At 62.8% G+C, this 24,834-nt stretch carries 21 protein-coding genes; 8 read left to right on the top strand and 13 right to left on the bottom strand.

Translation table 11 applies throughout. The features are described 5' to 3' along the window. Positions 1-8: 8 nt before the first annotated feature. The 3 genes from iolB to Q7C33_RS12810 all read right to left on the bottom strand — a co-directional run bounded on the left by iolB (position 9) and on the right by Q7C33_RS12810 (position 3,854). A complete protein-coding gene (gene iolB, locus Q7C33_RS12820) occupies positions 9-818 on the bottom strand; it encodes a 5-deoxy-glucuronate isomerase (RefSeq protein WP_198797445.1) in 810 nt (269 codons plus the stop codon). Further along, entirely contained in the window at positions 815-1,708 is an 894-nt protein-coding gene (gene iolE / locus Q7C33_RS12815) for a myo-inosose-2 dehydratase (RefSeq protein ID WP_198797444.1), read from the bottom strand. Before iolE ends, iolB begins: the two co-directional genes overlap by 4 nt. 208 nt (positions 1,709-1,916) lie before the next feature. Continuing rightward, entirely contained in the window at positions 1,917-3,854 is a 1,938-nt protein-coding gene (locus Q7C33_RS12810) for a bifunctional 5-dehydro-2-deoxygluconokinase/5-dehydro-2-deoxyphosphogluconate aldolase (protein WP_407683495.1), read from the bottom strand. A 312-nt stretch (positions 3,855-4,166) separates the two neighbouring features. On the opposite strand from Q7C33_RS12810, the gene Q7C33_RS12805 reads away from it, so the two are divergent. Together Q7C33_RS12805 and Q7C33_RS12800 are read left to right on the top strand one after the other, a co-directional pair. Next, positions 4,167-5,087, top strand: a complete 921-nt coding sequence (locus Q7C33_RS12805) for a MurR/RpiR family transcriptional regulator (RefSeq protein WP_030141273.1) — start codon at positions 4,167-4,169, stop codon at positions 5,085-5,087. A gap of 32 nt (positions 5,088-5,119) precedes the next feature. Then, positions 5,120-5,731 carry a glutathione S-transferase gene (locus Q7C33_RS12800; protein ID WP_407683494.1) on the top strand — a complete coding sequence of 204 codons (612 nt, stop codon included), beginning with the start codon at positions 5,120-5,122 and terminating at the stop codon, positions 5,729-5,731. Positions 5,732-5,865: 134 nt separating this feature from the next. On the opposite strand, the gene hcnC is transcribed toward Q7C33_RS12800, so the two are convergent. Genes hcnC through hcnA form a run of 3 tightly spaced genes read right to left on the bottom strand, consistent with a single transcriptional unit; the run spans position 5,866 to position 8,847 of the window. Beyond that, positions 5,866-7,125 carry a cyanide-forming glycine dehydrogenase subunit HcnC gene (gene hcnC / locus Q7C33_RS12795; protein ID WP_407683493.1) on the bottom strand — a complete coding sequence of 420 codons (1,260 nt, stop codon included), beginning with the start codon at positions 7,123-7,125 and terminating at the stop codon, positions 5,866-5,868. Beyond that, the gene (gene hcnB, locus Q7C33_RS12790; protein WP_030141270.1) at positions 7,118-8,527 is read right to left on the bottom strand and encodes a cyanide-forming glycine dehydrogenase subunit HcnB; all 1,410 of its coding nucleotides are present in this window, start codon (positions 8,525-8,527) and stop codon (positions 7,118-7,120) included. Before hcnB ends, hcnC begins: the two co-directional genes overlap by 8 nt. After that, a complete protein-coding gene (gene hcnA, locus Q7C33_RS12785; RefSeq protein WP_258650973.1) occupies positions 8,524-8,847 on the bottom strand; it encodes a cyanide-forming glycine dehydrogenase subunit HcnA in 324 nt (107 codons plus the stop codon). Before hcnA ends, hcnB begins: the two co-directional genes overlap by 4 nt. Before the next feature lies 1 nt (position 8,848). Between hcnA and Q7C33_RS12780 the strand changes: the two genes are divergently transcribed. From Q7C33_RS12780 to Q7C33_RS12770, 3 genes are read left to right on the top strand one after another with little or no spacing between them, the layout of a single operon-like run. Further along, complete coding sequence (locus tag Q7C33_RS12780) at positions 8,849-9,133, top strand: hypothetical protein (RefSeq protein ID WP_030141268.1); 285 nt, start codon at positions 8,849-8,851, stop codon at positions 9,131-9,133. Beyond that, complete coding sequence (locus Q7C33_RS12775; RefSeq protein WP_030141267.1) at positions 9,130-9,813, top strand: response regulator transcription factor; 684 nt, start codon at positions 9,130-9,132, stop codon at positions 9,811-9,813. The genes Q7C33_RS12780 and Q7C33_RS12775 overlap by 4 nt, the downstream gene beginning before the upstream one ends. Continuing rightward, positions 9,791-11,176: a sensor histidine kinase gene (locus Q7C33_RS12770; protein WP_030141266.1), complete on the top strand. Its 1,386-nt coding sequence runs from the start codon at positions 9,791-9,793 to the stop codon at positions 11,174-11,176. Before Q7C33_RS12775 ends, Q7C33_RS12770 begins: the two co-directional genes overlap by 23 nt. Positions 11,177-11,356: 180 nt before the next feature. Here Q7C33_RS12770 and Q7C33_RS12765 read toward each other — a convergent pair whose 3' ends face one another. The 4 genes from Q7C33_RS12765 to Q7C33_RS12750 form a co-directional block, all read right to left on the bottom strand. Then, the gene (locus Q7C33_RS12765) at positions 11,357-11,605 is read right to left on the bottom strand and encodes a DUF1652 domain-containing protein (protein WP_407683492.1); all 249 of its coding nucleotides are present in this window, start codon (positions 11,603-11,605) and stop codon (positions 11,357-11,359) included. Positions 11,606-11,845: 240 nt separating this feature from the next. After that, entirely contained in the window at positions 11,846-13,330 is a 1,485-nt protein-coding gene (locus Q7C33_RS12760; protein WP_030141264.1) for a helix-turn-helix transcriptional regulator, read from the bottom strand. A gap of 80 nt (positions 13,331-13,410) precedes the next feature. Continuing rightward, positions 13,411-14,694 (bottom strand): Zn-dependent hydrolase, encoded by a 1,284-nt coding sequence (locus tag Q7C33_RS12755; protein ID WP_198797438.1) that lies wholly within the window; start codon positions 14,692-14,694, stop codon positions 13,411-13,413. A 150-nt stretch (positions 14,695-14,844) separates the two neighbouring features. Continuing rightward, entirely contained in the window at positions 14,845-16,323 is a 1,479-nt protein-coding gene (locus Q7C33_RS12750) for an NCS1 family nucleobase:cation symporter-1 (RefSeq protein WP_407683491.1), read from the bottom strand. 607 nt (positions 16,324-16,930) lie between these two features. On the opposite strand from Q7C33_RS12750, the gene hydA reads away from it, so the two are divergent. The 3 genes from hydA (at position 16,931) to preA (ending at position 21,196) form a co-directional block, all read left to right on the top strand. After that, on the top strand, positions 16,931-18,370 hold the full coding sequence (hydA, locus tag Q7C33_RS12745) for a dihydropyrimidinase (protein WP_217861716.1): 1,440 nt from the start codon (positions 16,931-16,933) through the stop codon (positions 18,368-18,370). A 184-nt stretch (positions 18,371-18,554) separates the two neighbouring features. Next, a complete protein-coding gene (locus Q7C33_RS12740) occupies positions 18,555-19,922 on the top strand; it encodes an NAD(P)-dependent oxidoreductase (RefSeq protein ID WP_030141260.1) in 1,368 nt (455 codons plus the stop codon). Beyond that, positions 19,922-21,196, top strand: coding sequence for an NAD-dependent dihydropyrimidine dehydrogenase subunit PreA (gene preA / locus Q7C33_RS12735; RefSeq protein WP_323154738.1), 1,275 nt, complete (start codon positions 19,922-19,924; stop codon positions 21,194-21,196). Before Q7C33_RS12740 ends, preA begins: the two co-directional genes overlap by 1 nt. A gap of 5 nt (positions 21,197-21,201) precedes the next feature. Here preA and Q7C33_RS12730 read toward each other — a convergent pair whose 3' ends face one another. The 3 genes from Q7C33_RS12730 to Q7C33_RS12720 form a co-directional block, all read right to left on the bottom strand. After that, positions 21,202-22,848 carry a phospholipase D-like domain-containing protein gene (locus tag Q7C33_RS12730; RefSeq protein ID WP_407683490.1) on the bottom strand — a complete coding sequence of 549 codons (1,647 nt, stop codon included), beginning with the start codon at positions 22,846-22,848 and terminating at the stop codon, positions 21,202-21,204. Positions 22,849-23,047: 199 nt separating this feature from the next. After that, positions 23,048-23,605 (bottom strand): vWA domain-containing protein, encoded by a 558-nt coding sequence (locus tag Q7C33_RS12725; protein ID WP_033864565.1) that lies wholly within the window; start codon positions 23,603-23,605, stop codon positions 23,048-23,050. Positions 23,606-23,706: 101 nt separating this feature from the next. Further along, positions 23,707-24,714 (bottom strand): ATP-binding protein, encoded by a 1,008-nt coding sequence (locus Q7C33_RS12720; protein WP_407683489.1) that lies wholly within the window; start codon positions 24,712-24,714, stop codon positions 23,707-23,709. Positions 24,715-24,834: the final 120 nt, after the last annotated feature.

Genomic DNA, 24,834 nt, shown 5'->3' with positions numbered 1-24,834 from the left:
ATTGGAATTCAGAGGTCGAGCAGCCAGCTGTGCTGCGGGTCGTTATGGAACTGCCAGACCCGCTTCGGACCGGCCATGACATTCAGGTAATACGACTCGTACCCGTAAGGCACGCTGACCGGGTGATAACCCTTGGGTACCACCACCAGGTCACTGTTCTCCACGGCCATGGCCTGGTCGATGCTGCGGTCGTCGGTGTAGACCCGCTGGAACACGAAGCCCTGGGACGGGTTGACCTGGTGGTAATAGGTTTCTTCGAGAAAACTCTGGTGCGGCAGGTCGTCGGTGTCGTGCTTGTGCGGCGGGTAGCTGGACGAATGGCCGGACGGCGTGCGCACTTCCACCACCAGCAGCGAATGGGCCGGCTCGCTGTCGGGCAGGATGTCGCAGACGTAGCGGGTATTGGCGCCCTTGCCGCGCACGCTGCGTTTCATGCTGTCCGGACGGATCAGCCGTGGACCATAAGTATGCTGGGCAGCCCCCGGCGCGGCGCACACCGCCACCTGCACATCGTTCAGGGCGGTGACTTGGGCCTGGCTGCCGGGCGGGAGATACGCCGCGAAGGGTGATTTGTCCTCGAACACCGATTGGCGGTCACCGAGGTTGTCCCAGTTGAAGGCTCCCTGCCCGGGCGCTTCGCCCTTGAGGTCGATGCGTCCGCTGAGCAGGACCACGCACAATTCCTTGTCACCGGCCATCACCGGAAGGGTTTCGCCGAGGCTCAGGCGGTAGGCGGCGAACCCCACGTACTCCAACGCGCCATGGGGCAGTTCGACCAGCTTTTGGCCGCTGGGATTGCTCTTGATCAACAGGCTCATGCCGGCATCCTCTCTTGCAGCAGGGCACGCAAGGTGTCGTAGCCCTTCTTGGCGTAGACATAGCTCGGCGCTACCGCCGGATCCTGCTCGGCTTCCACCACGAGCCAGCCGTGGTAATCGGCGGCGAGCAGGACGTCGAGCAACGCGGCGAAATCGATGTCGCCGTCCCCCGGCACGGTGAAGGTGCCGTTGATGATGCAGTCGGGGAAACTCCAGAGGTTGTTGCGTGCCAACTGCACCACCGGTTTGCGCACGTCCTTGAAATGCACGTGGCAGATGCGCTCGATGTGCTTGCGCAGGACTTGCAACGGTTCGCCGCCGCCCATGTAGCAATGGCCCGAGTCGAACAACAGGCCCACTTCGCTGCCGGTCAGGGCCATCAGCTTGTCGATGTCCGAAGGCGATTCGACGTAGGCGCCCATGTGGTGGTGATACGCCAGGCGCACGCCGTGGGACAAGGTGAAGCGCGCCAGTTCGGTGAGCTTGTCGGCGTAGGCTTGCCAGGCTTCGTCAGTGTGGAAGCGCGGGCGTTCGATCAGCGGGATGCGCTGGCCCTGGATCGAGTCCGCCACCTCGCCATAGACCAGCACCGTCGCGCCGTTCTGCGCCAACAGCTCGACATGACTGGCGATGGCGTCGATCTCCTCGGCGGCCGAACGCCGCGCCAGGCGACTGGAGTACCAGCCGGACACCAGCGCCAGGTCATACGGGCGCAGCACGTCGCCGACGCCCTTGGCGTCCTTGGGAAACTTGCCATTGAGCTCGAAACCTTCGTAGCCGATTTCCTTGCCTTCGCTCAACGCCGTGCTCAAGGGCGTCTCGCCGCCGAGGGATGGCAGGTCGTCGTTGCTCCAGGAAATCGGGTTGATGCCAATTCGGATTGCGGGCATGGCTGCACCTTTTATTGTTTTTCAAACTGAATAACGAAAATCGTTTGGAATACTTTTTGTGGCGAGGGGATTTATCCCCGCTGGGTCGCGAAGCGGCCCCTTAAAGACTTAATGCAAGTTGCCTGACACACCGAGTTGCCGGTTTTGGGGCCGCTTCGCAGCCCAGCGGGGATAAATCCCCTCGCCACAAAAGCCGGCACAACACCCTTCAGGCCCGTGCAGCACGCCACGCCTCGATCAACTCCACAAACCGCCCCTGCACGTCCCGGATCAACGTTTCATCATCGATTTCCCCGGCCAACCAGGCCCGGCTCGGTTCCTGGAAGATCGTCCGGCCCACGGCAAACCCGCGGCAGGTGGTGCTTTGGCTGGCCTGGCGGAAGCCCTCGGCCAACGCGGAGGCCGGGGCGTTGAGGCCCAGCAGCACCACGCCACGGCAGTACGGGTCGCGTTGCTGGATCAACTCGTCGAGCTGCTTCCAGTCTTCGGCTGTCTGCGCTTCGATCTTCCACCACGCCGGGAAAATTCCGAGGTTGTAGAGGCGCTTGAGGGCGCGATAAAGCACGTCCGGATGGGCCGATGGATGATCCTTCGGCGGGATGACTTCCAGCAGCAACTCATGACCACTGGCCTGGGACGCCTTATACAAGCCCATCAACTGCGCCTCCTGTTCCAGGCGCAGCAGCGGCTCGTCGTCGGGGTGAAATTGCACCAGGCATTTGATGATCTGTTCCTGCGGCCAGGCGATCAGGTTGCTGCCGATGGAGCGCCCATGCTCGAACGCCAGCGGTCGCGAGCCCTGTACCTCCACGGGCCGCGCCACCCACCAGCCACGTCCGGTGGCCGCGTTGAGCGAATCCTGGCCGAAACGCTGATCGGCCAGCAGCCCGACATCGGCGTCGATGCCCTGGCGTTGCAGGTCGGCTTCGACCCGCTCCACCGCCTGGATGAACAATTGCTTGAGCTCGCCGATGCTGCTCAGCTCACGACCGCCCTTCTGCGCCAGCTCCACCAACTGCCAGCGATGATCGAAGGCAAAGATGAACAGCTGTTTCCAAGCCTTGCGCGGCACGCTGACCTGATGCAGCCGTTGAAGCACGGCATCCTGGTCCGGTCGGGTAATGGGCACCGGGCTCTTGAACAGATAATCGAGCTCGGCCCGGGTCGGCATCGCCGGGGCGCACGCATGGCGCGACACCACCAGGCCGCCACAGGCGTTGGCCAATTGGCAGCAGCGCTCATCACTGGCGTCTTCCAGCCAACCGGCGAGGAAACCCGACATGAACGCATCGCCTGCGCCCAACACATTCAGGACTTCGACCCGCACGCCAGGGTAAAGGGCGCCGTCCTCCAAGCGGCTTGGAATATCACCGTGGATCACCGTGCACCCTTGCGGGCCGAGCTTGACCACGAGGGTTGCGGTCGTCAGCGCGCGCACCGTCCGCAGCGCGGTCAACAGATCTTCGCTGCCACCGGCAATCAGGAATTCTTCTTCGGTGCCGACGATCAGGTCGAAACGCGGCAGGATCCCTTGCACGTGCTGGCTGACTTTACGATCGGCGACGAAACGGGTTTCGCCATCGGCCTTGCCTGCCAGGCCCCAGAGGACTGGGCGGTAATCGATGTCGAGGACGCATTTGACGTTGTGTTTTCGCGCATGATCGAGCGCCTGGACGCTCGCGTTGTAGACGCCTTCGGTGGAGAAATGGGTGCCGGTGATCAGCAGCGCCTTGCTGGAGGCGATGAAGGCTTCGTCGATGTCTTCGGCCCGCAGCGCCATGTCGGCGCAGTTTTCCCGGTAGAACACCAGGGGAAAGGTCTCGCGATCCTTGATGCCCAGCAGGACCATGGCGGTGAGTCGCTCAGGATCGACCTTGATACCGCTGACGTCACACCCTTCGCGCGCCAGGGACTCCACCAGGAAGCGCCCCATGTGATCGTCGCCGACCCTGCTCAGCATCGCCGACCGGAGCCCCAGGCGAGCCGTGCCGAAGGCGATGTTGGCCGATGATCCGCCCAGGTATTTGGCGAAGCTTGAAACATCTTCCAGGCGCGCGCCGACTTGCTGCGCGTAGAGATCGACGCCCAGGCGTCCCAGGCAGATCACATCCAATTGACGCCCACTGGCAAAACGAGTCTGGCCCATGCTGGCTCCTGTTATTTTTATCAGCCTGCGCTGGTCGTCGGAACCGACATCAGCGCTTTGGTGGATGCAGACTAAAACGAGCCAGCGCCAATAATCAATATTTTTTCCATAAATTTTTATTGTGGAATATTTTTTCCAATATGCTACTGCTCAACCGGACCAGACGCAGTGCATCGTTTCAGCAGGCGCGACAACTTCGCTCAACCATGATTTTCCCGGCGCCTACGCTGTAGACTGCGACCAGCCAACCTATTGTCGAGGGCGGCCCGTTTCCGCGGGCTGCCCTATAAGAACAAGCCAGAAGGATTTCCTATGACCCGCCCCGATCTGCCGGCGCCGTCCGAGAGCGCGTCCGAAGCCGCCCTCCCCAGCCCACCGATCAACGCCGAGCGTCTGCTGCAACTGATCACCGAGGAATACGAAAGCCTGCCGCGCCAGCTCAAGCGCATCGCCAGCTACATGAGCCAGCAAAGCGACCGGATCATGGTGGATCGCATCAGCGACATCGCCCGGGAATGCGAAGTCCACCCTTCGGCCATCGTACGGTTCTCCCAGCGCTTCGGCTTCAGCGGGTTCAGCGAAATGCAGGCCTTGTTCCGCGAGGCCTATACCCACAAGACCACGCCGGTGCAGAACTACCAGCAGCGCATCCGCAGCATGATCGCCAACAAATCGCAGAAGGCCAGCGCCGGCGACCTGGCCCGTGAATGCGTCAACGCGACCCTGTCAGGTATCGAGCGCCTGGGGCTGGAACTGGACGACGAAGCGTTCGAAAAAGCCGTGGACCTGGTGGTCAATGCCGACAATATCTATGTGGTCGGCGTGCGGCGTTCATTCGCGGTGGCCGACTACCTGGTCTACAACCTGCAACACACCAACAAGCGCATTCACCTGGTGTCCGGACTGGGGGGCAGTTATCGCGAGCAGATGCGCAGCGTGCGGGCCAATGACCTGGTCATCGCCATCAGCTTCACGCCCTACGGCAAGGAAACCCAGCATTGCCTGCGCATTGCCCAGCATCACCAGGCCAAGACGCTGATCATCACCGACAGCAACCTGTCGCCGCTGGCCAAGCGGGCCAACGCGGTGCTGCTGGTCAACGAAGGCAGCTCGTTCGCGTTCCGCTCGTTGAGCGCCACGCTGTGCCTGTGCCAGGCGTTGTTCATCGCCGTGGCCTACCGCCTTGAACTCAAGGTTGATGAAATCCATGAACAGGTCGGCTTCGAGGATTGATGCCCGAGCTGAAAACCGCTGAAGGAGAAGCCATGAAACTGATCGGCATGCTGGACTCGCCCTATGTACGCCGCGTCGCCATTTCCGCCAAACGCCTGGGGATCGCCCTGGAACACGAATCGGTGTCGGTGTTCAGGCAATTCGAGCACTTCCAGAGCATCAACTCGGTGGTCAAGGCACCGACCCTGGTCTTGGATGATGGCTCGGTGTTGATGGATTCCACCTTGATCATCGATTACTTGGAGGCCCTGGCCGGGCCAACGCGCAGCCTGATGCCGAACGGTCCGGAACAACGGCTGCGCTCGTTGCAACTGATCGGATTGGCGTTGGCGGCGTGCGAGAAGTCAGTGCAGATCTATTACGAACGAACCCTGCGGCCGGCGGAAATCCAGCACGGTCCGTGGCTCGAGCGGATCTCCGGCCAACTGCTGGCGGCATACGGCGGGTTGGAGCAAGCGCTGGCAAAACAGCCATTGCCCACCGATGGCTCGATCGACCAGGCCGGCATCACCATCGCCGTGGCATGGACCTTCACCAACCTTCTGGTTGCAGACCAGGTGCAAGGAAAGGCCTTCCCGCAAATCAGCACCTTCACCGCCTATGCCGAAGAACTGGAAGCCTTCATCAGCACACCGGTGGAATAACAGCTGGATCCATTCCCGTGTGGGAGCGAGCCTGCTCGCGAAAGCGGTGCATCAGTCACCATGGATGCCGACTGACATGACGCCTTCGCGAGCAGGCTCGCTCCCACAGGGGACCGGTTGATCACAGGATTTGCTCAGACCGGTTCCATTTCCCTTGGTTCTGCAACCGCCGCCACCTCGAACCGATCCGCGAGGAACGGCGTGATGTCCAGCGGCAACGGCTCATCATTGACCAGTTTATCCAGTAACACCCCGGTAATGGCCGAGGTGAGGATGCCGGTGCGGAAATGCCCGCAGGCGTTGAGGTAGCCCTCCACGCCGCGCATCGGCCCGAGGATCGGCAGCTCGTCGGGTGAGCCGGGACGCAGCCCGGCCCAGGTACGCTTGAGGTTGATGTCGGCCAGTTGCGGAATACAACGCATCGCGCCTTGCACCAGCCCTTCGATCTCCGGGTAAGTGGTGGTCACGTCGAACCCCTTGTCCTCCGTGGTGCTGCCAATCAGGATTTCGCCGTTGTCTTTCTGCGCCACATAACAATCGCTGGTGGTCAGGCAGCCGTTGAGGATCTTGGGCATGCGTTCGGTCAACAGGATCTGGCCCTTGACCGGCTTGACCGGAATCCGCACGCCCGTGGCCTGCTCGCTGAGGTCCGCCGCCCAGGCGCCGGCGGCATTGATCAGGGTCCGGCAATTGAACGTTCCGGCTTCGGCGGTTTGCACGCCGGTCACCCGCGTGCCGCTGCGCAAGACTTCAGTCACGTGGGTGTTGAAGTACAGGTCGACGCCGTTCTGCCGCGCGCCCTCGGTGTAGGCGTCGGCGAGGCGGAACGGGCTGACCTGGTGATCGCAGAGAAACTCCAGCGCGCCGAGGGCCTCATGGCTCACATTTGGCTCTGCCTCGCGCAAGGCCGCCTGGTCGAGCCAACGCACCTGATCGGCCAGATGGGGAATGGAGGCGGCGATGTGCTCGGCGTACAAGCGGTCTTCATCGTCATAGATCACGAACTTCAGCCCGGTCTCTTCGAACTTGAAATCCATGCCGTGGCGCTCAAGCAACTCGCGATGCAGTTGCGGGTACATCCCGTTGGACTGCAAGGCGAACTGGAAAAACGAGTCGGGCAGGATGTGCGGCGTACTCGCATCCACCGCCACGGCGGCGCCCTGGGCCTGGCGCTTGCGATTGGCCGACATCATGCGGAAGAAAATCACCCCGCAGCCCAGGCCCACTGACTCGCCGATGGCCCACAAGCCGCCCGCCGACGCACGGGTAGCGTTGCCGGGACGCTTGGCGTCGATCAGGGCGATCTTCAAATGGCTGCGTTTGGACAGCTGATAGGCACAGGAAGCGCCAATCACGCCGCCGCCGGCAATCACCACGTCATAGTGCTTAGTCATGGGAAGCGGCCTCCGTGCCGACATTCTGAAAGGCTGAAAATGGAATCGGATCGATCGGAAACCGCGGCCGCAACCAGCCCACATCGGCGCGTCCGGTGGCCTCGCGCAACCGGTCGCTGCAGTAACCGACGCACATGCGCCCCTGGCAATCACCCATGCTGACGCGGGTGCGCATTTTCAGGCTGGCCATGTCCTGCACACCCTGCTCCAGGGCTCGGTCGATGTCGGCACGGGTGGCATGCTCGCAGCGGCAGATCACCGTCTCGGCAGTGGGCAGCGCAGTCTGGCCCGCCCCGCGCCGGGTATAGCGATCGACGGCGGCGCGAAAGCGAATGATCCGCTCCAGTCGGGCCTGATAGCGCCCACGCCGCTCCAGGGCTGCCGGCTCATCCAGGACATTGCGTTGCATCAGCACTGACAGCGCGGCAATACGCCCGCTCAGCATGGCGGCTTCACCTCCGCGAATCCCGCCCATGTCGCCCGCCAGGTGGATGTGCGCCTCGCTGCTGCGTTGCCAGGCATCGGACATCGCACGCAAATAACCGTCTTCGCTGAAGCCATGTTCCAGGCCCATCTGCTGGCTCAACTGGGTGCGCGGGATGAACCCGTAGCCAACCGCCAGCGTCTGGGCCGGCAACTGTTCGGCGCGTTCAAGGTCCGGCGCCCAATCGGCGGAATACGGCGCGACGGTCACGCCGCTCAACTCACCCTCGCCCTCGGCTCGCACCACGCCCCAGCCATAACGCACCGGAATGCGATGCCGCTTGAGGTACGCGAGCATGCCCAGGCCATCGAGGAACAGCTGCGGCTTGTTCAGCAACGCCAGGCTTTCCTTGGCGATCCGGCCAAACGCACAGGCCTCGTAGACGCCCGCCACGGTGACGCCCGAGGCATGTAGCTGGCAGGCCACCAATGGCAGCAGCGGCCCCGTACCGGCAATCACCACCGGGCTTGGTGGCCTGACCACGCCGCTCTTGATCTGCAATTGCAAGCCACCAAGCATCATCACACCCGGCAACGTCCAGCCAGGAAACGGCACGCTGCGTTCATGGCAACCGGCCGCGAGGATCAGTTGGGAGTAGGCGACCTCGCGCAAGCGCTCGTCGGCATCCAGCAGCATCAGGGCCCGGAACCCTTCGGCGCCGATGACCCGGCTGCCCAGTCGCACGTCGATCAGGCCGGCATGGTGCTGGAATTCACCGTGGAGTTTTTCCAGGGCTTCGCTGTAGCGCGGCCCCAGGTAATCCAGGCGTACCCCGTCGCGCAAAGGCCCGCGATACACCACCCCACCCAGGCGCGGCGCCTCTTCGAGCAAGCTGCAGCGCACGCCATGGGCGGCCAGCTCAATGGCCGCCGCCATACCTGCCGGGCCGCCGCCGACAATCACCGGATCGTGGTTCATGGCGCCTCCGTTTCGGCAATGCGGTTGGTCCGGGTCTCGATGTGCATGCCGGGTCGCACCAGGGTCTGGCAGGCGCGGCGCTTGTGGCGACCGTCGATCTTGACCAGGCAGCATTGGCACACGCCCATGCCGCAATAGGCACCGCTGATCTGGTCATGATCGTTGCGCGCGACCTGGCGCTGGCCCAGCGCCTGGATGACCGTGAGCACGGTTTCGCCCTGGGCGGCGTTGACAGCCTGGCCGTCCAGGTGCACGGTCATGTCGGCCTGTTCCAGGGGTTGGATATCAAATGGTCGGTGTATGAGGTCTTGAGGTTGCATCATGCAGCTCTTCCTTGAAAGTTCAGTCGGTCCCGGCTCCTTGCGGCACGCCACTCTTTGCCTTGCGTCAATGCCCATCGGCGACAGCGCGCCAGAACAGGGCAGCGGGCGCAGCATGATGGTGCGCAGGGCAATGATGTTAGGGAATATTTGTGACGAAGTATTGATCCAGGCCACTGAATGCGCAGGCTGGCGCCTGATGAACTTTTTTTCAGAAAGCCGACAGGTATTCTTTGGCAAAATGCTGCGCAGTCGCTCCAACTTCCCCACACGGTACTGCCCATGAACCGCATCCTGACCATCGAAGACGACGCCGTGACCGCCCGTGAGATCGTCGCCGAACTGACCCGCAACGGCCTGGATGTCGACTGGGTCGACAACGGCCGCGAGGGCCTGGAACGTGCCGTCAGCGGCGACTACGACCTGATTACCCTGGACCGCATGCTGCCCGAGCTCGACGGCCTGGTGATCGTCACACAACTGCGAAGCATGGGCGTCGCCACGCCGATCCTGATGATCAGCGCCCTCTCGGATGTCGATGAGCGGGTCCGTGGTCTACGGGCAGGCGGCGACGATTACCTGACCAAACCGTTCGCCACAGACGAAATGGCCGCCCGGGTCGAAGTGCTGCTGCGACGCAACAACGGCGCCCGTGAACCGGAAACCGCCTTGCGGGTAGCGGACCTGGAGCTCAACCTGATCAGCCGCGAAGCCAGCCGCAACGGGCAGTTGCTGAGCCTGCTGCCCACCGAATACAAACTGCTGGAATTCCTGATGCGCAACAGCGGGCAGATCCTCTCGCGCATGATGATTTTCGAGGAAGTCTGGGGTTATCACTTCGACCCCGGCACCAACCTGATCGACGTCCACATCGGCCGCCTGCGCAAGAAAATCGACCCGCCGGGCCTGGAACCGCTGATTCGCACGGTACGGGGTTCCGGCTATGTCATTGCTGAACCCCGCTAAGGGCTGGCGCTCCTCCAGCAGCCGCCTGCTGGCGCTGTACAGTTCGCTGTTCGTGCTCTGGAGCGCGATCCTGATGGGGGTGATGTACTACGAGGTATTCGGCTACCTCGACAGCCTCGCCAAGCACTCCCTGATGCAGCGCCAGCATTTGTTCGCGCGCATCCACGGCGATCAGTTGGAAGACGCGCTGATGGCCAGCCTGACCCTGGACGAACGCGGCGTCGACGCCTATGGCCTGTTCGACCCGCAACTGCGTCACCTGAGCGGGCCGATCCAGCGAATCCCCGCCGACCTGCCGCTCGACGGCAAGATCCACATGCTCGGCGGCTGCGTGGATTCCGACGATCCGGACGTGCCTTCCGACAGTTGCGATGCCGTGGCGTCCCGGACCCAGGACGGCCGCTGGCTGGTACTGGCCCGGGACAACGGTTCGCTGTTCGCCGTCACGCGCATCATCCTGCACGCGCTGTTCTGGGGCGTCTCGCTGACGATCCTGCCAGGTATCGCTGGCTGGCACCTGTTGCGCCGCCGACCGTTGCAACGCATTCGCAAACTGCAGGCCAGTGCCGAAGCCATCGTCGCCGGCGACCTGACCCATCGCCTGCCGCTGTCGAGCCGGCGCGATGAACTGGACATGCTGGCAGCGATCGTCAATGCCATGCTCGACCGCATCGAACGGCTGATGAACGAGGTCAAGGGCGTGTGCGACAACATCGCCCACGATTTACGCACCCCGCTCACCCGCCTGCGCGCCCAGCTCTATCGCATCCAGCAGGAAGCCGCCGACGGCTCCCCCGAAGCGTTGCAGATGGATCAGGTGATCGCCGAGACCGATACGCTCATGGCGCGGTTTCGTGGCCTGTTGAGGATTTCGGAACTGGAGGACCAACAACGCCGCTCAGGTTTCGTGCGCCTCGATCCGTTGCAGCTACTGCAGGAATTGCATGATTTCTATCTGCCCTTGGCGGAAGAGCGCGAGCTAGTCTTCACCCTGGAAGTGCCCGACGCCCTACCCCTGCTCAACGGCGACCGGGCACTGCTGTTCGAAGCGGTGTCGAACCTGCTGAGCAACTCGATCAAATTCACCCCGCCGGGCGGCGAAGTGATCCTGCGGGGCGTGGACCAGGGCGACAGCACCCGCATCGAAGTGCTCGACTCCGGCCCCGGCATCCCCGAGGCCGAACGCAAGGCGGTGTTTCGACGCTTCTATCGCGCCGAGGGCAGCAGCCAACACGGCGGATTCGGCCTCGGCCTGTCGATCGTCGCCGCGATTGTCAGCCTGCACGGGTTTACGCTGGAGGTGGATCGCAGCGAGTCGGGGGGCGCGCGGTTGGTGCTCGATTGTCGGGCGACGTTGTTGTAAGAACGTTGATCTGCTTGGAGAACTGCTTTCCTGTGGCGAGGGGATTTAGTGAAACGTCGCACCGCCCCGCTGGGCTGCGCAGCAGGCCCCGTATCGATGCAACGCTAGCAAATGGCGAGCGCTTCGCACTCGAGCGGGGATAAATCCCCTCGCCACAACTAACTCCCGTCGACCTTGGAGTCAGGCAGGATCACTGCGATGCAACGGTGTGTTATGCAGCTCATAGCGCAACTCATCGACCAGCTTTTCCAGACTTTCTTCAGAGCGGATGCTGTCGACGCTCATGCCGCTGACCACCAGGTCGACCTCGCCGCTTTCCTGGTGATACAAACGAATGGTGAGCGTGCCGTCGCCATTGAGGCTGCAGTCGCAGGACAGCGGCGCAAAACTGTTCTCGAGACGGGCGCGTAACGGAGCCAGTTGGGTCATGGGGCGCACCTCAGCTTCGAAGTCGCAAATGACCGGTAGACAGCTCCGGCCTCCTGGCTCCCGCAGACGTCCTGTCGATCTCACTTTTGAAGGGTTTGCTGCACATCGTGACGTATTCCTTGACTGTTTCGTGGGGACGCGACACCTACAACAAATGTCGCACCCCACCAGCCTAGGGACGTAACCGCCTGGGTAGAACCCGAATTTGCACCAGAATGCCAGGTGCATATGCACTAGCTATCATGGTGCCTTCATCCGCCATTCGTTCCCGAAAAGACCTCGCTCCCGGGCCCAGACGATCGCTTCGCTGCGGCTGTGAACGTCCAGTTTCGAATACAGCGTCGCCACATGATTGCGCACGGTGTTGGGGGCCAATTTCAAGCGCGCGGCAATTTCCTTGTCGGCCAGGCCTTCGCAAATCAGCCCCAATACATCACGCTCCCGGGCCGTCAGTTCGGTGAACGACGTCGAGGGTGATTGCGCGTTGATGCTTTTCACATTCGCCAGTTTTTCGATCAGGGTCCGGCTGAACCACGAGGCGTCCTTCATCACTTCCTCGATGGCCGCCACCAACTCCAGCTCCGAGCGCTTGCGTTCGGTGATGTTCATCAGCACCAGCAAATAGCAGGGTTTGTCCTGGATTGCCACGGTATCGGCGGCCACTTCGCAATCGATCTGCTCCCCGCCTTTCTTGTGTACCTTGACATCGACGCTGGACACGACGGCGGCTTTCTCGAGGCGGGCAAACAACGCAGCGCTCGCCTCCTTGTCCAGGAAGCCGATTTCGTCCACGGTCTTGCCCAGCAGTTCCTCGCTGGCGTAACCGGTCGCCTGGAGGAAGGCTTCGTTGATTTCCAACAGTTGCAACTCGCCGCTGCAAATCAAGGTCGGCACCGGGGACAGGCGGAATGACTTGGCGAAGCGCTCCTCGCTCTGGCGCAGCGCGGTTTCGGCCTTGCGCCGCGGCTCCATGTCCATGAACGAGAACAGCATGCAGTCTTCATCGTGCAGGTCCAGCGGCTGTCCGGCGACGATCACCTGCTTGTTCGTACCGTCCGGCAAGCGCATTTCGGCCTGCATTTGCGGAATGGTTGCGCCCTGCCCCAGTCGTTCGATGGCCAGATCGCGCTTCTCGGCGGCCTCCAGCACATCCAATTCGTACACCGAACGGCCGATCACCTGCTCGCGGCTGTAGCCGGTCATTTCCAGGAAGCCGGGGTTGACCTTGATGTAGCGCAAGTCGCTGAGACGGCAGATCACCGCGGGCGCTGGGTTGGCGGCGAAGGTTCTCTCGAAACGCTGCTCGGCGCTGGCCCACTCGGTGGCATCGCTGAGAATCAGCACCAGGTACTCCGGCTCGCCAGCGCGGTCGGCCAGGACCATGCTGCGGATGCGGTGCACCCAGGTTCGATCGGGGTCGGCCACTGGCGTGACTTCCACCAGCACGTCACTGAACTCATCACCACGGGCCACGCGGGCGATGGGATAGTTTTCTTCAGGCAGCGGATGATTATTACGATAGCGCAAGTTGAAACGCCGGGCATATTCCTTGGCATTGGTGCCCAGTTCCCTCAGTTCCTGGACACCATGCATGGTCAGCGCAGCCTCGTTGGCCCAGGCAATGGTCTGGTCGACCTCGACGAGTATGACGCCGTCGGACAGCCCGGCGATGATCTGCAGCAACTGGCGGCGATTGGTGTCGGTGTTCGGGACATCCTGATTCATTGGGTCTCCATGGGTCGTCACGTTCAGGCATGGATGCGTTGAAGGTTACGACCACATGGCTCTGGGATAGTGCGCCAGCCTCAAGCCGCCATGCGCCCCTCGGCGATCGCCTGGGAGGCGGCCAGCATGGCGCGCAGCAGCACGGCGCAGCCGGCGGCGAGGTCGTCGGGGGCGGCGTTTTCGATTTCGTTGTGGCTGATGCCGCCTTCGCAGGGCACGAAGATCATGCCGGCGGGGCCCAGTTCCGCGAGGAAAATCGCGTCATGGCCGGCGCCGCTGACAATGTCCAGGTGCGACATTCCTAGCCCTTGTGCAGCGCCGCGCACCGCCTCGACGCAGCCCGGATCGAAATACAGCGGCGGGAAGTCTGCCGTGGGTTTCAAATCGAAGGTCAGGCCGTGCTGCCGACACGTGTCTTCGATCACTTGCTTGACCTCGGCGATCATCGAATCCAGGCGCGCCGGTTCCAGGTGACGGAAGTCCAGGGTCATGCGCACCTCGCCAGGAATGACATTGCGCGACCCCGGATAGGCTTGCAGGCAACCGACCGTGCCGCAGGCGTGGGGTTGATGACCGAGGGCGGCGCGGTTGACGGCACCGACGATGATCGAGGCGCCCACCAGGGCGTCCTTGCGCAGGTGCATCGGCGTGGGGCCGGCGTGGGCCTCGACGCCGCGCAGGGTCAGGTCGAACCATTTCTGCCCGAGGGCGCCCATCACCACGCCGATGGTCTTGCCCTCGTCTTCGAGGATCGGCCCCTGCTCGATGTGGGCCTCGAAATACGCGCCCACCGGATGACCACTCACTTGCCGGGAGCCGGCGTAACCGATGGCGTTCAACGCCTGGCCCACCGTGATGCCTTCGGCGTCGGTCTTGGCGAGGGTTTCTTCGAGGGTGAATTTCTCGGCGAAGACCCCGGAGCCCATCATGCAAGGGGCGAAGCGCGAGCCTTCTTCGTTGGTCCAGACCACCACTTCCAAGGGTGCCTCGGTCTCGATGCCCAAGTCGTTGAGGGTGCGCAGCACCTCCAGCCCGGACAACACGCCGAAGCAGCCGTCGAACTTGCCACCGGTAGGCTGGGTGTCGATGTGGCTGCCGGTCATCACTGGCGGCAGGTTCGGATTGCGCCCCGGGCGCCGGGCGAAGATATTGCCTACCGCATCGATGCTGACCGTACACCCTGCCGCTTCGGTCCATTGCACGAACAAGTCGCGGGCTTGGCGATCGAGGTCGGTCAGGGCCAGCCGGCACACACCGCCCTTGACCGTGGCGCCGAGCTGGGCCAGGTCCATGAGTGATTGCCAGAGGCGGTCGCGGTTGATGTGCTGGTGGGTGGATTGCAGGACGTCGGTGGCTGCGTTCATGGGGATCTCCATTTTTTCTGGCATGTTTTCGGTGTACTTGAGGCCGCCATCGCGAGCAAGCTCGCTCCCACAGGGATGTGCTGCGCATACAAATTTTTCATCCACCCCAATCCAATGTGGGAGCGAGCTTGCTCGCGATGAGGCCCTCTTTCACACCGCGGTCTTAGCAACGGACGGGCTCGCTCGCAAGCTGCACAATCCGTAATAAATCACCCCGCCCAGCGCCGAGCCGGTGAACCAGCCGTAGCTGTAGAACCAACTGAACGCATCGCTGCCCAGGGACAGCAGCGTCAGCGCCACCGGTACGCCAAAGGCGATGAAACCGTTCCAGTTCCAGGCCGGGTAGATGTCGTCGCGGTACAAGCCGGCCAGGTCCAACTGCTGTCGCTTGATCAGGAAATAATCCACCACCATGATCCCGGCGATCGGCCCCAGCAGGCTCGAATAGCCCAGCAGCCAATTCGAATAAACCGACTCCAGGCTGACGTCGGAAACGATCCAGCCGAGTTTTTTCAGCAATTCGTGGCCCATCAGCGCCAGCCCCACCAGGCCGGTGAGCAGCACGGCCTTGGTGCGGCCGATCAGTTTCGGCGCCAGGTTCTGGAAGTCATTGGTCGGCGAGACGATGTTGGCCGCGGTGTTGGTCGAGAGCGTGGCGACGATGATCAGCACCATGGCCAACGCCACCCACATCGGGCTCTGGATGTGCCCGATCAAAGACACCGGGTCGGAGACGGTCACGCCCACCAGTTTTTCCGAGGCGGCGGTCATGACCACGCCGAGGGAGGCGAACAGGAACATGGTCAACGGCAAGCCGATGATCTGCCCGACGATCTGGTCCTTCTGGCTCTTGGCATAACGGCTGAAGTCCGGGATGTTCAAGGACAAGGTGGCCCAGAAACCGACCATCGCCGTCAACCCGGCGAGAAAATAGCCAGTCACGCCAGCGCCTTCGGGTCGCTTGGCCGGGACCGCCATCAGCTCGGTCAGCGACACATTGGGCAACGCCCAGACCAGGAGCCCGGCCCCCACCAGAACCAGCAGCGGCGCAGACAAGGTTTCCAGCCACTTGATCGACTCGGCGCCGCGCAACACCACCCACAGGTTGATGACCCAGAACACCATGAAGCCGATCACTTCGCCGGTACCGCCGAGGCTCTTCCAGCCCTCGAACACCGAACCGAGAAACAGGTGGATCGCCAGCCCGCCGAACATCGTCTGGATGCCGAACCAGCCACAGGCGACCAGGGCGCGGATCAGGCACGGCACGTTGGAACCGATGACGCCGAAGGACGAGCGCAGCAGCACCGGGAACGGGATGCCGTACTTGGTCCCGGCAAAGGCATTCAAGGTCAGCGGGATCAACACGATGATGTTGGCAAACAGGATCGCCAGCAGCGCCTCGCCCACCGTCAAGCCGAAATAGGCCGTGAGTACGCCGCCCAAGGTATAGGTCGGCACGCAGATCGCCATGCCGACCCACAGTGCGGTGATGTGCCATTTGTTCCAGGTTCGCTCGTGCACCTTGGTGGGTGCGATGTCGTGGTTGTAACGGGGGCTGTCGAGGACGTCGCTGCCGGCTTCGAGTTCGAATAATCCGTCGCGCTCGGTCACTGTTGATCTGGTCATGTCCGCTCCACTGTTTTCATTATTTTTGCTCATCGACGGGCGATGGCTGGAGTACTTGCACACGTACTGCCAATCACCTCGCCAGACCACGACAACACTCAATAACCGTGCCGAATGATCTGAATAACTGACGGGGTAATCGATATATTCCTTTCAACCATTTGATCTTCAACGCTTTAAGGTCAACTTGTCGTCCTGCTCCACTCTCTGATCATCGATGTTCAGGCTAGATGACCTCCGCGTCCTGTCGAGTGGGAGATTCAAAGTGGTGCGCCGTTGATCCACGCGAAGTGTCTAGACCGCACTACAAGCGCTTTCAAGCGGCTGATTTACCATGATAAATCTCGCTCAAATAGCGATCCTGTCAAGTGCGTCAAATTGGTGAGCATGCTCACCAATTTGGTGATTTGAATAGTTAATACTTTAAATTCAATAGGTTATAAAACGAATAAGCTTATAAAAAATAATCTTGCTCATTTCAATAACTCAAGCTAGCGTCTAATCCTGACAGTCGTGACAAGATTAAAACACTGCGCGACTAACCTACCGTAATGGATAAAACATAAAGAGCCGGCAACAGTCGGTCATGCCCTGCGAGGAACTCGGAATGTCTCTGTTGATCCGTGGCGCCACCGTTATTACCCATGATGAAAGTTATCGCGCCGATGTGTTCTGCGCCGACGGCGTGATCAAGGCCATTGGTGAAAACCTCGATGTTCCGGCCGCGACCGAAGTGCTCGACGGCAGCGGTCAATACCTGATGCCAGGCGGCATCGATCCCCACACCCATATGCAACTGCCCTTCATGGGCACGGTCGCCAGCGAGGACTTCTTCAGCGGCACGGCGGCGGGGCTTGCCGGAGGCACCACTTCGATCATCGACTTCGTGATTCCCAACCCCCAGCAATCGCTGATGGAAGCCTTTCATCAATGGCGGGGCTGGGCCGAAAAAAGCGCCAGCGACTACGGCTTCCATGTAGCGATCACCTGGTGGAGCGAACAGGTTCGCGAGGAAATGGGCGAGCTGGTCAGCCATCACGGCGTCAACAGCTTCAAGCATTTCATGGCCTACAAGAACGCGATCATGGCCGCCGACGACACCTTGGTGGCGAGCTTCGAACGCTGCCTGGAACTGGGCGCGGTGCCCACCGTGCATGCAGAGAACGGCGAGCTGGTCTATCACCTGCAACGCAAGCTGCTGGCCCAAGGCATTACCGGGCCGGAAGCCCACCCGCTGTCGCGCCCTTCCCAGGTGGAAGGCGAAGCCGCCAGCCGGGCCATCCGTATCGCCGAGACCCTCGGCACGCCGCTGTACCTGGTACACGTCTCGACGAAAGAAGCGCTGGACGAAATCACTTACGCCCGCGGCAAGGGCCAGCCGGTCTACGGTGAAGTATTGGCAGGGCATCTGCTGCTGGACGACAGTGTCTATCGCGATCCCGACTGGCAGACCGCCGCCGGTTATGTGATGAGCCCGCCTTTCCGTCCGCGCGGGCACCAAGAAGCGCTCTGGCATGGCCTGCAATCCGGCAACCTGCACACGACCGCCACCGACCACTGCTGTTTCTGCGCGGAACAGAAAGCCGCCGGCCGCGATGACTTCAGCAAGATCCCCAACGGCACCGCTGGTATCGAAGACCGCATGGCCGTGCTCTGGGACGAAGGGGTCAACAGCGGCAAATTGTCGATGCACGACTTCGTTGCCCTGACCTCCACCAACACCGCGAAGATCTTCAACCTCTACCCACGCAAAGGCGCGATCCGCGTCGGTGCCGACGCTGACCTGGTGCTCTGGGATCCCCAGGGCAGCCGGACGATTTCCGCCAAGACCCACCACCAGCAAGTGGACTTCAACATCTTCGAAGGCAAGACCGTGCGCGGCGTACCCAGCCACACCATCAGCCAGGGTCGGCTGGTCTGGGCCGACGGCGACCTGCGGGCCGAACGCGGGGACGGGCGCTATATCGAACGACCGGCGTATCCGGCGGTGTTCGATTTGCTGAGCAAGCGGGCTGAGTTGAATAAGCCGACTGCTGTGAAACGCTGAAATCGAGGCCTTCGGCCTTCGCGAGCAGGCTCGCTCCCACACTGGATTTTGGGTGAATGCAAAAACCATGTGCACAGCAGAGCCCCCTGTGGGAGCGAGCTTGCTCGCGAAAGCGTCAGCCCAGGCAACGAAAAAACCACTGCCCACCAGAGGCAGCACCTCAAACACCGTGAGGCCCGATTCCATGATCCAGCCCTTGAGCCATCTCCCCCATTCCCAGGAAGACCCGACCACCCTCGCCGCCCGCTTCAGTGACCTGGCGCCGCCCCTCAATGCGCGCCAGGCCCACCTGGAGGCGTCCCGCTGCCTGTACTGCTACGACGCGCCTTGCGTGAACGCTTGCCCTAGCGAGATCGATATTCCATCGTTCATTCGCAACATTCACCAGGACAACGTCCAGGGTGCGGCCCAGCGGATTCTCTCGGCGAACATCCTCGGCGGCAGTTGCGCCCGGGTCTGCCCCACCGAGGTGCTGTGCCAGCAAGCCTGCGTGCGCAACAACGCCCAGGAATGCGCGCCCGTGCTGATCGGCCTGTTGCAACGCTACGCCGTCGACAATGCCCACTTCAGCGAACACCCGTTCAAACGCGCCGCCGCCAGCGGCAAACGCATCGCGGTGGTCGGGGCAGGTCCCGCCGGGCTGTCCTGCGCGCACCGCAGCGCGATGCACGGCCATGACGTGGTGATTTTCGAAGCCCGGGACAAGGCCGGCGGCCTCAACGAATACGGCATCGCCAAGTACAAACTGGTGGACGACTACGCGCAACGTGAATTGGACTTCTTGCTGGAAATCGGCGGCATCGAGATCCGTCACGGCCAGAAGCTCGGCGACAACCTCAGCCTGAGCGACCTGCACCAGCAATTCGACGCGGTGTTCCTCGGCCTCGGCTTGGCTGCCAGCAAACAGCTGGGCCTGAGCGACGAACAAGCGTCAGGGATGCTGGCCGCCACCGAGTACATTCGCGAGTTGCGCCAGGCTGACGACCTCAGCCAGTTGCCGCTGGCCGACCGTTGCATCGTGCTCGGCGCCGGCAACACCGCCATCGACATGGCCGTGCAGATGGCCCGCCTCGGTGCCCGCGACGTCAGTCTCGTGTACCGACGCGGCCTGGAGGACATGGGCGCCACCGGGCACGAACAGGACATCGCCAAGGCCAATCAGGTCCGCCTGCTGACCTGGGCCCAGCCGCAGCAAGTACTGCTGGACGACAGCGGCGTGGTGCGCGGCATGCGTTTCTCCCGGACTCATCTGGAGAGCGGTCGGCTGGTGATCGGCAGCGAGACCTTTGACCTGCCCGCCGATGCCATCTTCAAAGCCATCGGCCAAGCCTTCGACGACGACGCGCTGGTGGACCCGCTGGCCCGGGAACTCAAGCGCCAGGACGGACGCATCCTGGTGGACGAACACCTGCGCACCAGCATTCCCGGCGTCTACGCCGGCGGCGATTGCACCAGCCTCGACCAGGACCTCACCGTGCAGGCCGTGCAGCACGGCAAGCTCGCCGCCGAGGCAATCAATGCTCATCTCATGCTCAATGTGGAGGCTGCGTAATGGCCGATCTGTCGATTGTCTTCGCCGGCATCAAAGCCCCCAATCCGTTCTGGCTGGCCTCCGCGCCGCCCACCGACAAGGCGTACAACGTCGTGCGTGCCTTCGAGGCGGGCTGGGGTGGCGTGGTCTGGAAAACCCTGGGGGAGGATCCGGCGGCGGTGAACGTGTCCTCGCGCTACTCGGCTCACTACGGTGCCAATCGCGAGGTGCTGGGCATCAATAACATCGAGCTGATCACCGACCGTTCGCTGGAGATCAACCTGCGGGAAATCACCCAGGTAAAGAAGGACTGGCCTGATCGGGCGCTGATCGTGTCGCTGATGGTGCCGTGCGTCGAGGAGTCCTGGAAGAACATCCTGCCCCTGGTGGAAGCCACAGGCGCCGATGGCATCGAGCTGAACTTCGGTTGCCCCCACGGCATGCCGGAACGGGGCATGGGTGCGGCGGTGGGCCAAGTGCCAGAGTACGTCGAGCAGGTGACGCGCTGGTGCAAGACCTATTGCTCGCTGCCGGTGATCGTCAAGCTCACGCCGAACATCACCGATATCCGCGTCGCCGCCCGGGCCGCCCATCGCGGCGGGGCCGACGCGGTGTCGCTGATCAACACCATCAACTCCATCACCAGCGTCGACCTGGACCGCATGGTCGCCCTGCCCATCGTTGGCAGCCAGAGCACCCACGGCGGTTACTGCGGCTCGGCGGTCAAGCCGATTGCGCTGAACATGGTCGCGGAAATCGCCCGTGACCCGCAGACCCAGGGCCTGCCGATCTGCGGCATCGGTGGCATCGGCAGTTGGCGCGACGCGGCGGAGTTCATCGCCTTGGGCAGCGGCGCGGTGCAGGTCTGCACGGCGGCGATGCTGCATGGCTTTCGCATCGTCGAGGAGATGAAGGACGGCCTGTCGCGCTGGATGGACGAACACGGTCACGCCAACCTGCAAGCCTTCTCCGGTCGCGCGGTGGGCAACACCACCGATTGGAAGTACCTCGACATCAACTACCAGGTCATCGCGAAAATCGACCCGCACGCCTGCATTGGTTGCGGGCGCTGTCACATCGCCTGTGAAGACACCTCGCACCAGGCCATCGCCAGCCTCAAGTTGGCGGACGGCACCCATGCCTACGAGGTGATCGATGAAGAATGCGTGGGCTGCAACCTCTGCCAGATCACCTGTCCGGTGCAGGATTGCATCGAGATGGTGACGGTGGATACCGGCAAGCCGTTCCTGGATTGGAACCACGATCCGCGCAACCCCTACCACGTCGCGCCTTGAATCCCTTAACGGGCGCTGAACCTCAGCCGGGACAACATCCGCAGATCGCCGTCGCGGTAGTAGTCATCGGTCCAGCTGTCGTTCGGCGCCAAGGGCTTGACCTGCTTGAGGGCGAGTTTTTTCGCAAAGTAGCGGAACCGGTAGTGCTCGTAGAAGCGCAGCAGTTCCAGCCCGTAGCGGTCGGCCAGGTCGGTGTCGCCCTGGATGATCAGGTAGTTTTCGTCGTTGCCGCTGCTGGCCGCGGCGCTCAGGTTATGGCTGCCACTGATGATCGTCGGGGCATCACTGGTGAAGTCGGTGACCACCGCCTTGGTGTGCACCAGCAGGTTGCCCTTCTGGCCCTTCATGTTTTCCCGGAGCCAACCTTCCAGGCCGGTATTGAGTAACGCGGTGGCGGCGAACTCCGCGGTGCGATCGGCATGGAAACCGGTGATGCGGCTGGCAGAGTTCTGCAGGCCGTAGCGCAGCACATCGTCATTCGGCTGGCCGAGCAAGGCATCGAGAATCGTGTCCGGCAAGGCAAATGCCGTGACGAACAGCAGGTCCTTGCGCGCGGACCTGATGATGTCGACGAAGCGATCGAGATCACCTCGCCCGTTGCGGGGCGAAAATCCGGCGAACAGTTTGTCATCGGCGCTCATGGGATTGTATTGGGTCAACCAGTCGCGGGTGGCGTCGACGTCCTCGGGCGCGTGCCAGATCTGCTCGAACACCTGGCGGTAGCTGTCGCTGATCCGTGTATCGTCCAGCACATGGATGACGTTGGCCTGGCGATAAACACCATTGGCGGTGAAATTGGTGCTGCCGCACAGCACCGCCTCGGGCGTCAACGTGCCGTTTGCTTCGACCCGGCTCAGGACGATGAACTTGTCGTGAAAGATATTGTGTGTGACCCGCCCACGTTTGTTGGCAGCCGGAAGGTTTTCCAGGCTGGCTTCGTTGCGCAGTGTCGTGTCGTCATCCGGCTCGGCGTGGTACAGCACCCTGACCTGCGCGCCGCGTGCATGGGCGGCGCTCACCGCAGCGACGATCACCGGCAGTTCGTATTCATAGATGGCCACGTCCAGCGCCCAGTTGGCATCCAGGGCCCGGTCGATGAAGCCGATCAAGCGCCCCAGCAAGCCGTTTTCCAGCCAGCGACGTGGCGCGTCGGGCCATTCCTCGATGGACAACTTTTTATTGGCGCTGATCAGCGCATCCACTTCCGGAAACTTGCGCTGGAACGCCTGGCTGGCCGCCACCGCGCGATTGAACATGACCCGCTGGCTGGCCGGTTGACCGTCGTCGCTGGTGACGCTCACTTCCAGGGCTTCGCCCAGTTGCGGCGCATCGGGGCTGCCGTAGGCCAGGTGCACGCGGTAATGGATCGTCACGCCGGGATTGACGGCGTAATCGGCCCAGCGAAATTTCTGCAACGGTGCCTTGTCGCTGGGCGTGGCGTGGAATTGGGGAAAGGTGTGGGCCTTGTCGGGAAAGGTCAGGCTGTTGAACAGGAACAGCCAGGGCTTGTCGCCCGCCTGCTTCTCGATGGCAAAGCCCAACAGCCCCTTGCGCCGGGGTTCGGCGAGGTCCATGGCGAGCAGCACCCCGTTGGTGCCGGCGTAGGCCTTGACCCGGAAATCGTCCTGGGGATTGGTGACGAGTACGCGCATGGGTTCATTCCTTTGAGGGTTGCTTGAGCATAGAGCAGTGATGCGGGTTGGGTGGGCAGAGCATTGAAACCGCGGTGATGCCATCGCGAGCAAGCTCGCTCCCACAGGGAGCTGGGGTGTTCAGCAGTTATGTGCTCACAGCGAAACCCATGTGGGAGCGAGCTTGCTCGCGATAGGGCCCAGACAGCCACAGCACATTTCAAGTGCCTTCATCGATATGCCGATACTCAGCCCCCAACTGCCCCGCCAATTGCCGCGCCCGGCCCAGGCGAATCGGGCCGCGCTCGATGTCGATCAGCAGGCTGGGGCAATCGAGGGGCGGCAGGGAGTGCCCTTCCTTCACTCGGCCATCGGTCATCAACAGCACTCGCTGTCGCTCCGCCGGGAAGCGCTTGCGCCGGGCGGCCAGCCAGCGCTGCGCCTCGCCGATCGCCGCCAGCAACGGCGTGCCGCCGCCGGCGCCCAGCGCGTCGAGCCAGTGCCCCAGGCCGGTGGAGGCCTTGAGCCCCTGCACTTGCCAGGTCGGTGCGGCGCCGCTGGCGGTCAACAACGCTAGCCGCGCGCGTTGCCGGTAGGCGTCGTCGAACAGTTGCGCGAGCAGGCCCTTGCCGTCACTCAAGGCCCGATGGCGACGGGTCGAGGCCGACGCATCGACGATCACCAGCCACAGCTCATGGGCCGAACGCTGCCGCCATTTGAAACGCAAGTCGGCCAGCATGCGCGGACGTCCATTGAGCAAGGAACCCGGCCAGTCCACCAGGCCAGCGGTCGCCGCTTTGCTCCGTCCCTGGCGGCCCTGGTCGAGTCGCCCGGCGCGGGGTCTGGCATTCGCCCCCGCCGGCGAACGGGGACGAATGCCTAGGGCTTTTTTGGCCAGCTCGGCACATCACGCCGGGCGCCGGTCGGCAATGCCCGAGGCGGCAGGTCGCCCCATTGGCCCTGGCCTTCGCGGGGTTGGCTGGGTTCATTCGGGTTCGAGGGTGGCGCCTGGGTTGGCGCGGGGGCCGGGGTGGCCTGGTCGCGGCGGCGATGACGCAGGGCAAGCTCGGCAACGGCGTCGATGTCTTCAGCAGCGATGGCTTGCGCGCCACGCCACGCGGCATGGGCGCGGGCAGCCCGCAGCCAGACCAGGTCGGCGCGCAACCCATCGACCCCGGCGGCAAAGCAACGCTCGGTGATCTGCCCCAGCGCCGTGTCATCCAAGGGGATCTGGGCCAAGCCTGCGCGGGCCTGTTCGCAGCGCTCACGCAACCGTTGCTGGGCAGGCTCCCACTCGGCGCAAAATGCCGCCGGATCGCTGTCGAAATCCAGCCGCCGACGGATGATCTGCCCGCGCTCGGCCGGGGCGGTATGGCCGTCCAGGGCCACGTTGAGACCGAAGCGGTCGAGCAGTTGCGGACGCAGCTCGCCTTCTTCCGGGTTCATCGTGCCGATCAACACGAAACGCGCCGGATGCCGATGGGAGATGCCATCGCGCTCGATCAGGTTGGTGCCGCTGGCGGCGACATCGAGCAGCAGGTCCACCAGATGATCCGGCAGCAGGTTCACTTCATCGACATACAACACGCCGCCGTCGGCCTTGGCCAGCACTCCGGGGGAAAACTGCGCGCGCCCTTCCCCCAACGCCGCGCCCAGGTCGAGGGTGCCGACCAGCCGTTCTTCGGTGGCGCCCAGCGGCAAGGTCACGAACTGGCCGCTGACCAACAAATCCGCCAGGCCCCGGGCCAGGGTGGACTTGGCCATCCCGCGCGGGCCTTCGATCAGCACGCCGCCGATCTTCGGATCGATCGCCGCCAGGCACAGGGCCAATTTCAGCGCATCGGCGCCGACCACGGCGGCGAGGGGGAAATGTGGGGTGTCGGTCATGTTGTTCTCTCAAGCTGTCCGGTGAGGTTCAGGCAACACAATATTCCGTGGCGAGGGGATTTATCCCCGCTGGGCTGCGAAGCAGCCCCAATAACTGGCTAGAGGGTCGCTTCGCAACCC

Origin of the sequence: Pseudomonas sp. BP11-1-1 (genome assembly GCF_052112105.1) — a bacterium.
Classification (GTDB): domain Bacteria; phylum Pseudomonadota; class Gammaproteobacteria; order Pseudomonadales; family Pseudomonadaceae; genus Aquipseudomonas; species Aquipseudomonas alvandae.
Note: the sequence above shows the minus strand (reverse complement) of the source record. Positions and strands in the feature narration are given on the sequence as shown.

Bases quoted from the DNA above. Each gene is read 5' to 3' on its own strand.
- Q7C33_RS12740 (WP_030141260.1), top strand. From the start codon at position 18,555: ATGATCCAGCCCTTGAGCCATCTCCCCCATTCCCAGGAAGACCCGACC.
- hcnA (WP_258650973.1), bottom strand. From the start codon at position 8,847: ATGCAACCTCAAGACCTCATACACCGACCATTTGATATCCAACCCCTG.
- Q7C33_RS12755 (WP_198797438.1), bottom strand. From the start codon at position 14,694: ATGAACGCAGCCACCGACGTCCTGCAATCCACCCACCAGCACATCAAC.
- preA (WP_323154738.1), top strand. From the start codon at position 19,922: ATGGCCGATCTGTCGATTGTCTTCGCCGGCATCAAAGCCCCCAATCCG.
- iolE (WP_198797444.1), bottom strand. From the start codon at position 1,708: ATGCCCGCAATCCGAATTGGCATCAACCCGATTTCCTGGAGCAACGAC.
- Q7C33_RS12775 (WP_030141267.1), top strand. From the start codon at position 9,130: ATGAACCGCATCCTGACCATCGAAGACGACGCCGTGACCGCCCGTGAG.
- hcnC (WP_407683493.1), bottom strand. From the start codon at position 7,125: ATGACTAAGCACTATGACGTGGTGATTGCCGGCGGCGGCGTGATTGGC.
- Q7C33_RS12810 (WP_407683495.1), bottom strand. From the start codon at position 3,854: ATGGGCCAGACTCGTTTTGCCAGTGGGCGTCAATTGGATGTGATCTGC.
- hcnB (WP_030141270.1), bottom strand. From the start codon at position 8,527: ATGAACCACGATCCGGTGATTGTCGGCGGCGGCCCGGCAGGTATGGCG.
- Q7C33_RS12770 (WP_030141266.1), top strand. From the start codon at position 9,791: ATGTCATTGCTGAACCCCGCTAAGGGCTGGCGCTCCTCCAGCAGCCGC.
- Q7C33_RS12760 (WP_030141264.1), bottom strand. From the start codon at position 13,330: ATGAATCAGGATGTCCCGAACACCGACACCAATCGCCGCCAGTTGCTG.
- hydA (WP_217861716.1), top strand. From the start codon at position 16,931: ATGTCTCTGTTGATCCGTGGCGCCACCGTTATTACCCATGATGAAAGT.
- Q7C33_RS12730 (WP_407683490.1), bottom strand. From the start codon at position 22,848: ATGCGCGTACTCGTCACCAATCCCCAGGACGATTTCCGGGTCAAGGCC.
- Q7C33_RS12800 (WP_407683494.1), top strand. From the start codon at position 5,120: ATGAAACTGATCGGCATGCTGGACTCGCCCTATGTACGCCGCGTCGCC.
- Q7C33_RS12750 (WP_407683491.1), bottom strand. From the start codon at position 16,323: ATGACCAGATCAACAGTGACCGAGCGCGACGGATTATTCGAACTCGAA.
- Q7C33_RS12805 (WP_030141273.1), top strand. From the start codon at position 4,167: ATGACCCGCCCCGATCTGCCGGCGCCGTCCGAGAGCGCGTCCGAAGCC.
- Q7C33_RS12765 (WP_407683492.1), bottom strand. From the start codon at position 11,605: ATGACCCAACTGGCTCCGTTACGCGCCCGTCTCGAGAACAGTTTTGCG.
- iolB (WP_198797445.1), bottom strand. From the start codon at position 818: ATGAGCCTGTTGATCAAGAGCAATCCCAGCGGCCAAAAGCTGGTCGAA.
- Q7C33_RS12720 (WP_407683489.1), bottom strand. From the start codon at position 24,714: ATGACCGACACCCCACATTTCCCCCTCGCCGCCGTGGTCGGCGCCGAT.
- Q7C33_RS12780 (WP_030141268.1), top strand. From the start codon at position 8,849: ATGCAGCTCTTCCTTGAAAGTTCAGTCGGTCCCGGCTCCTTGCGGCAC.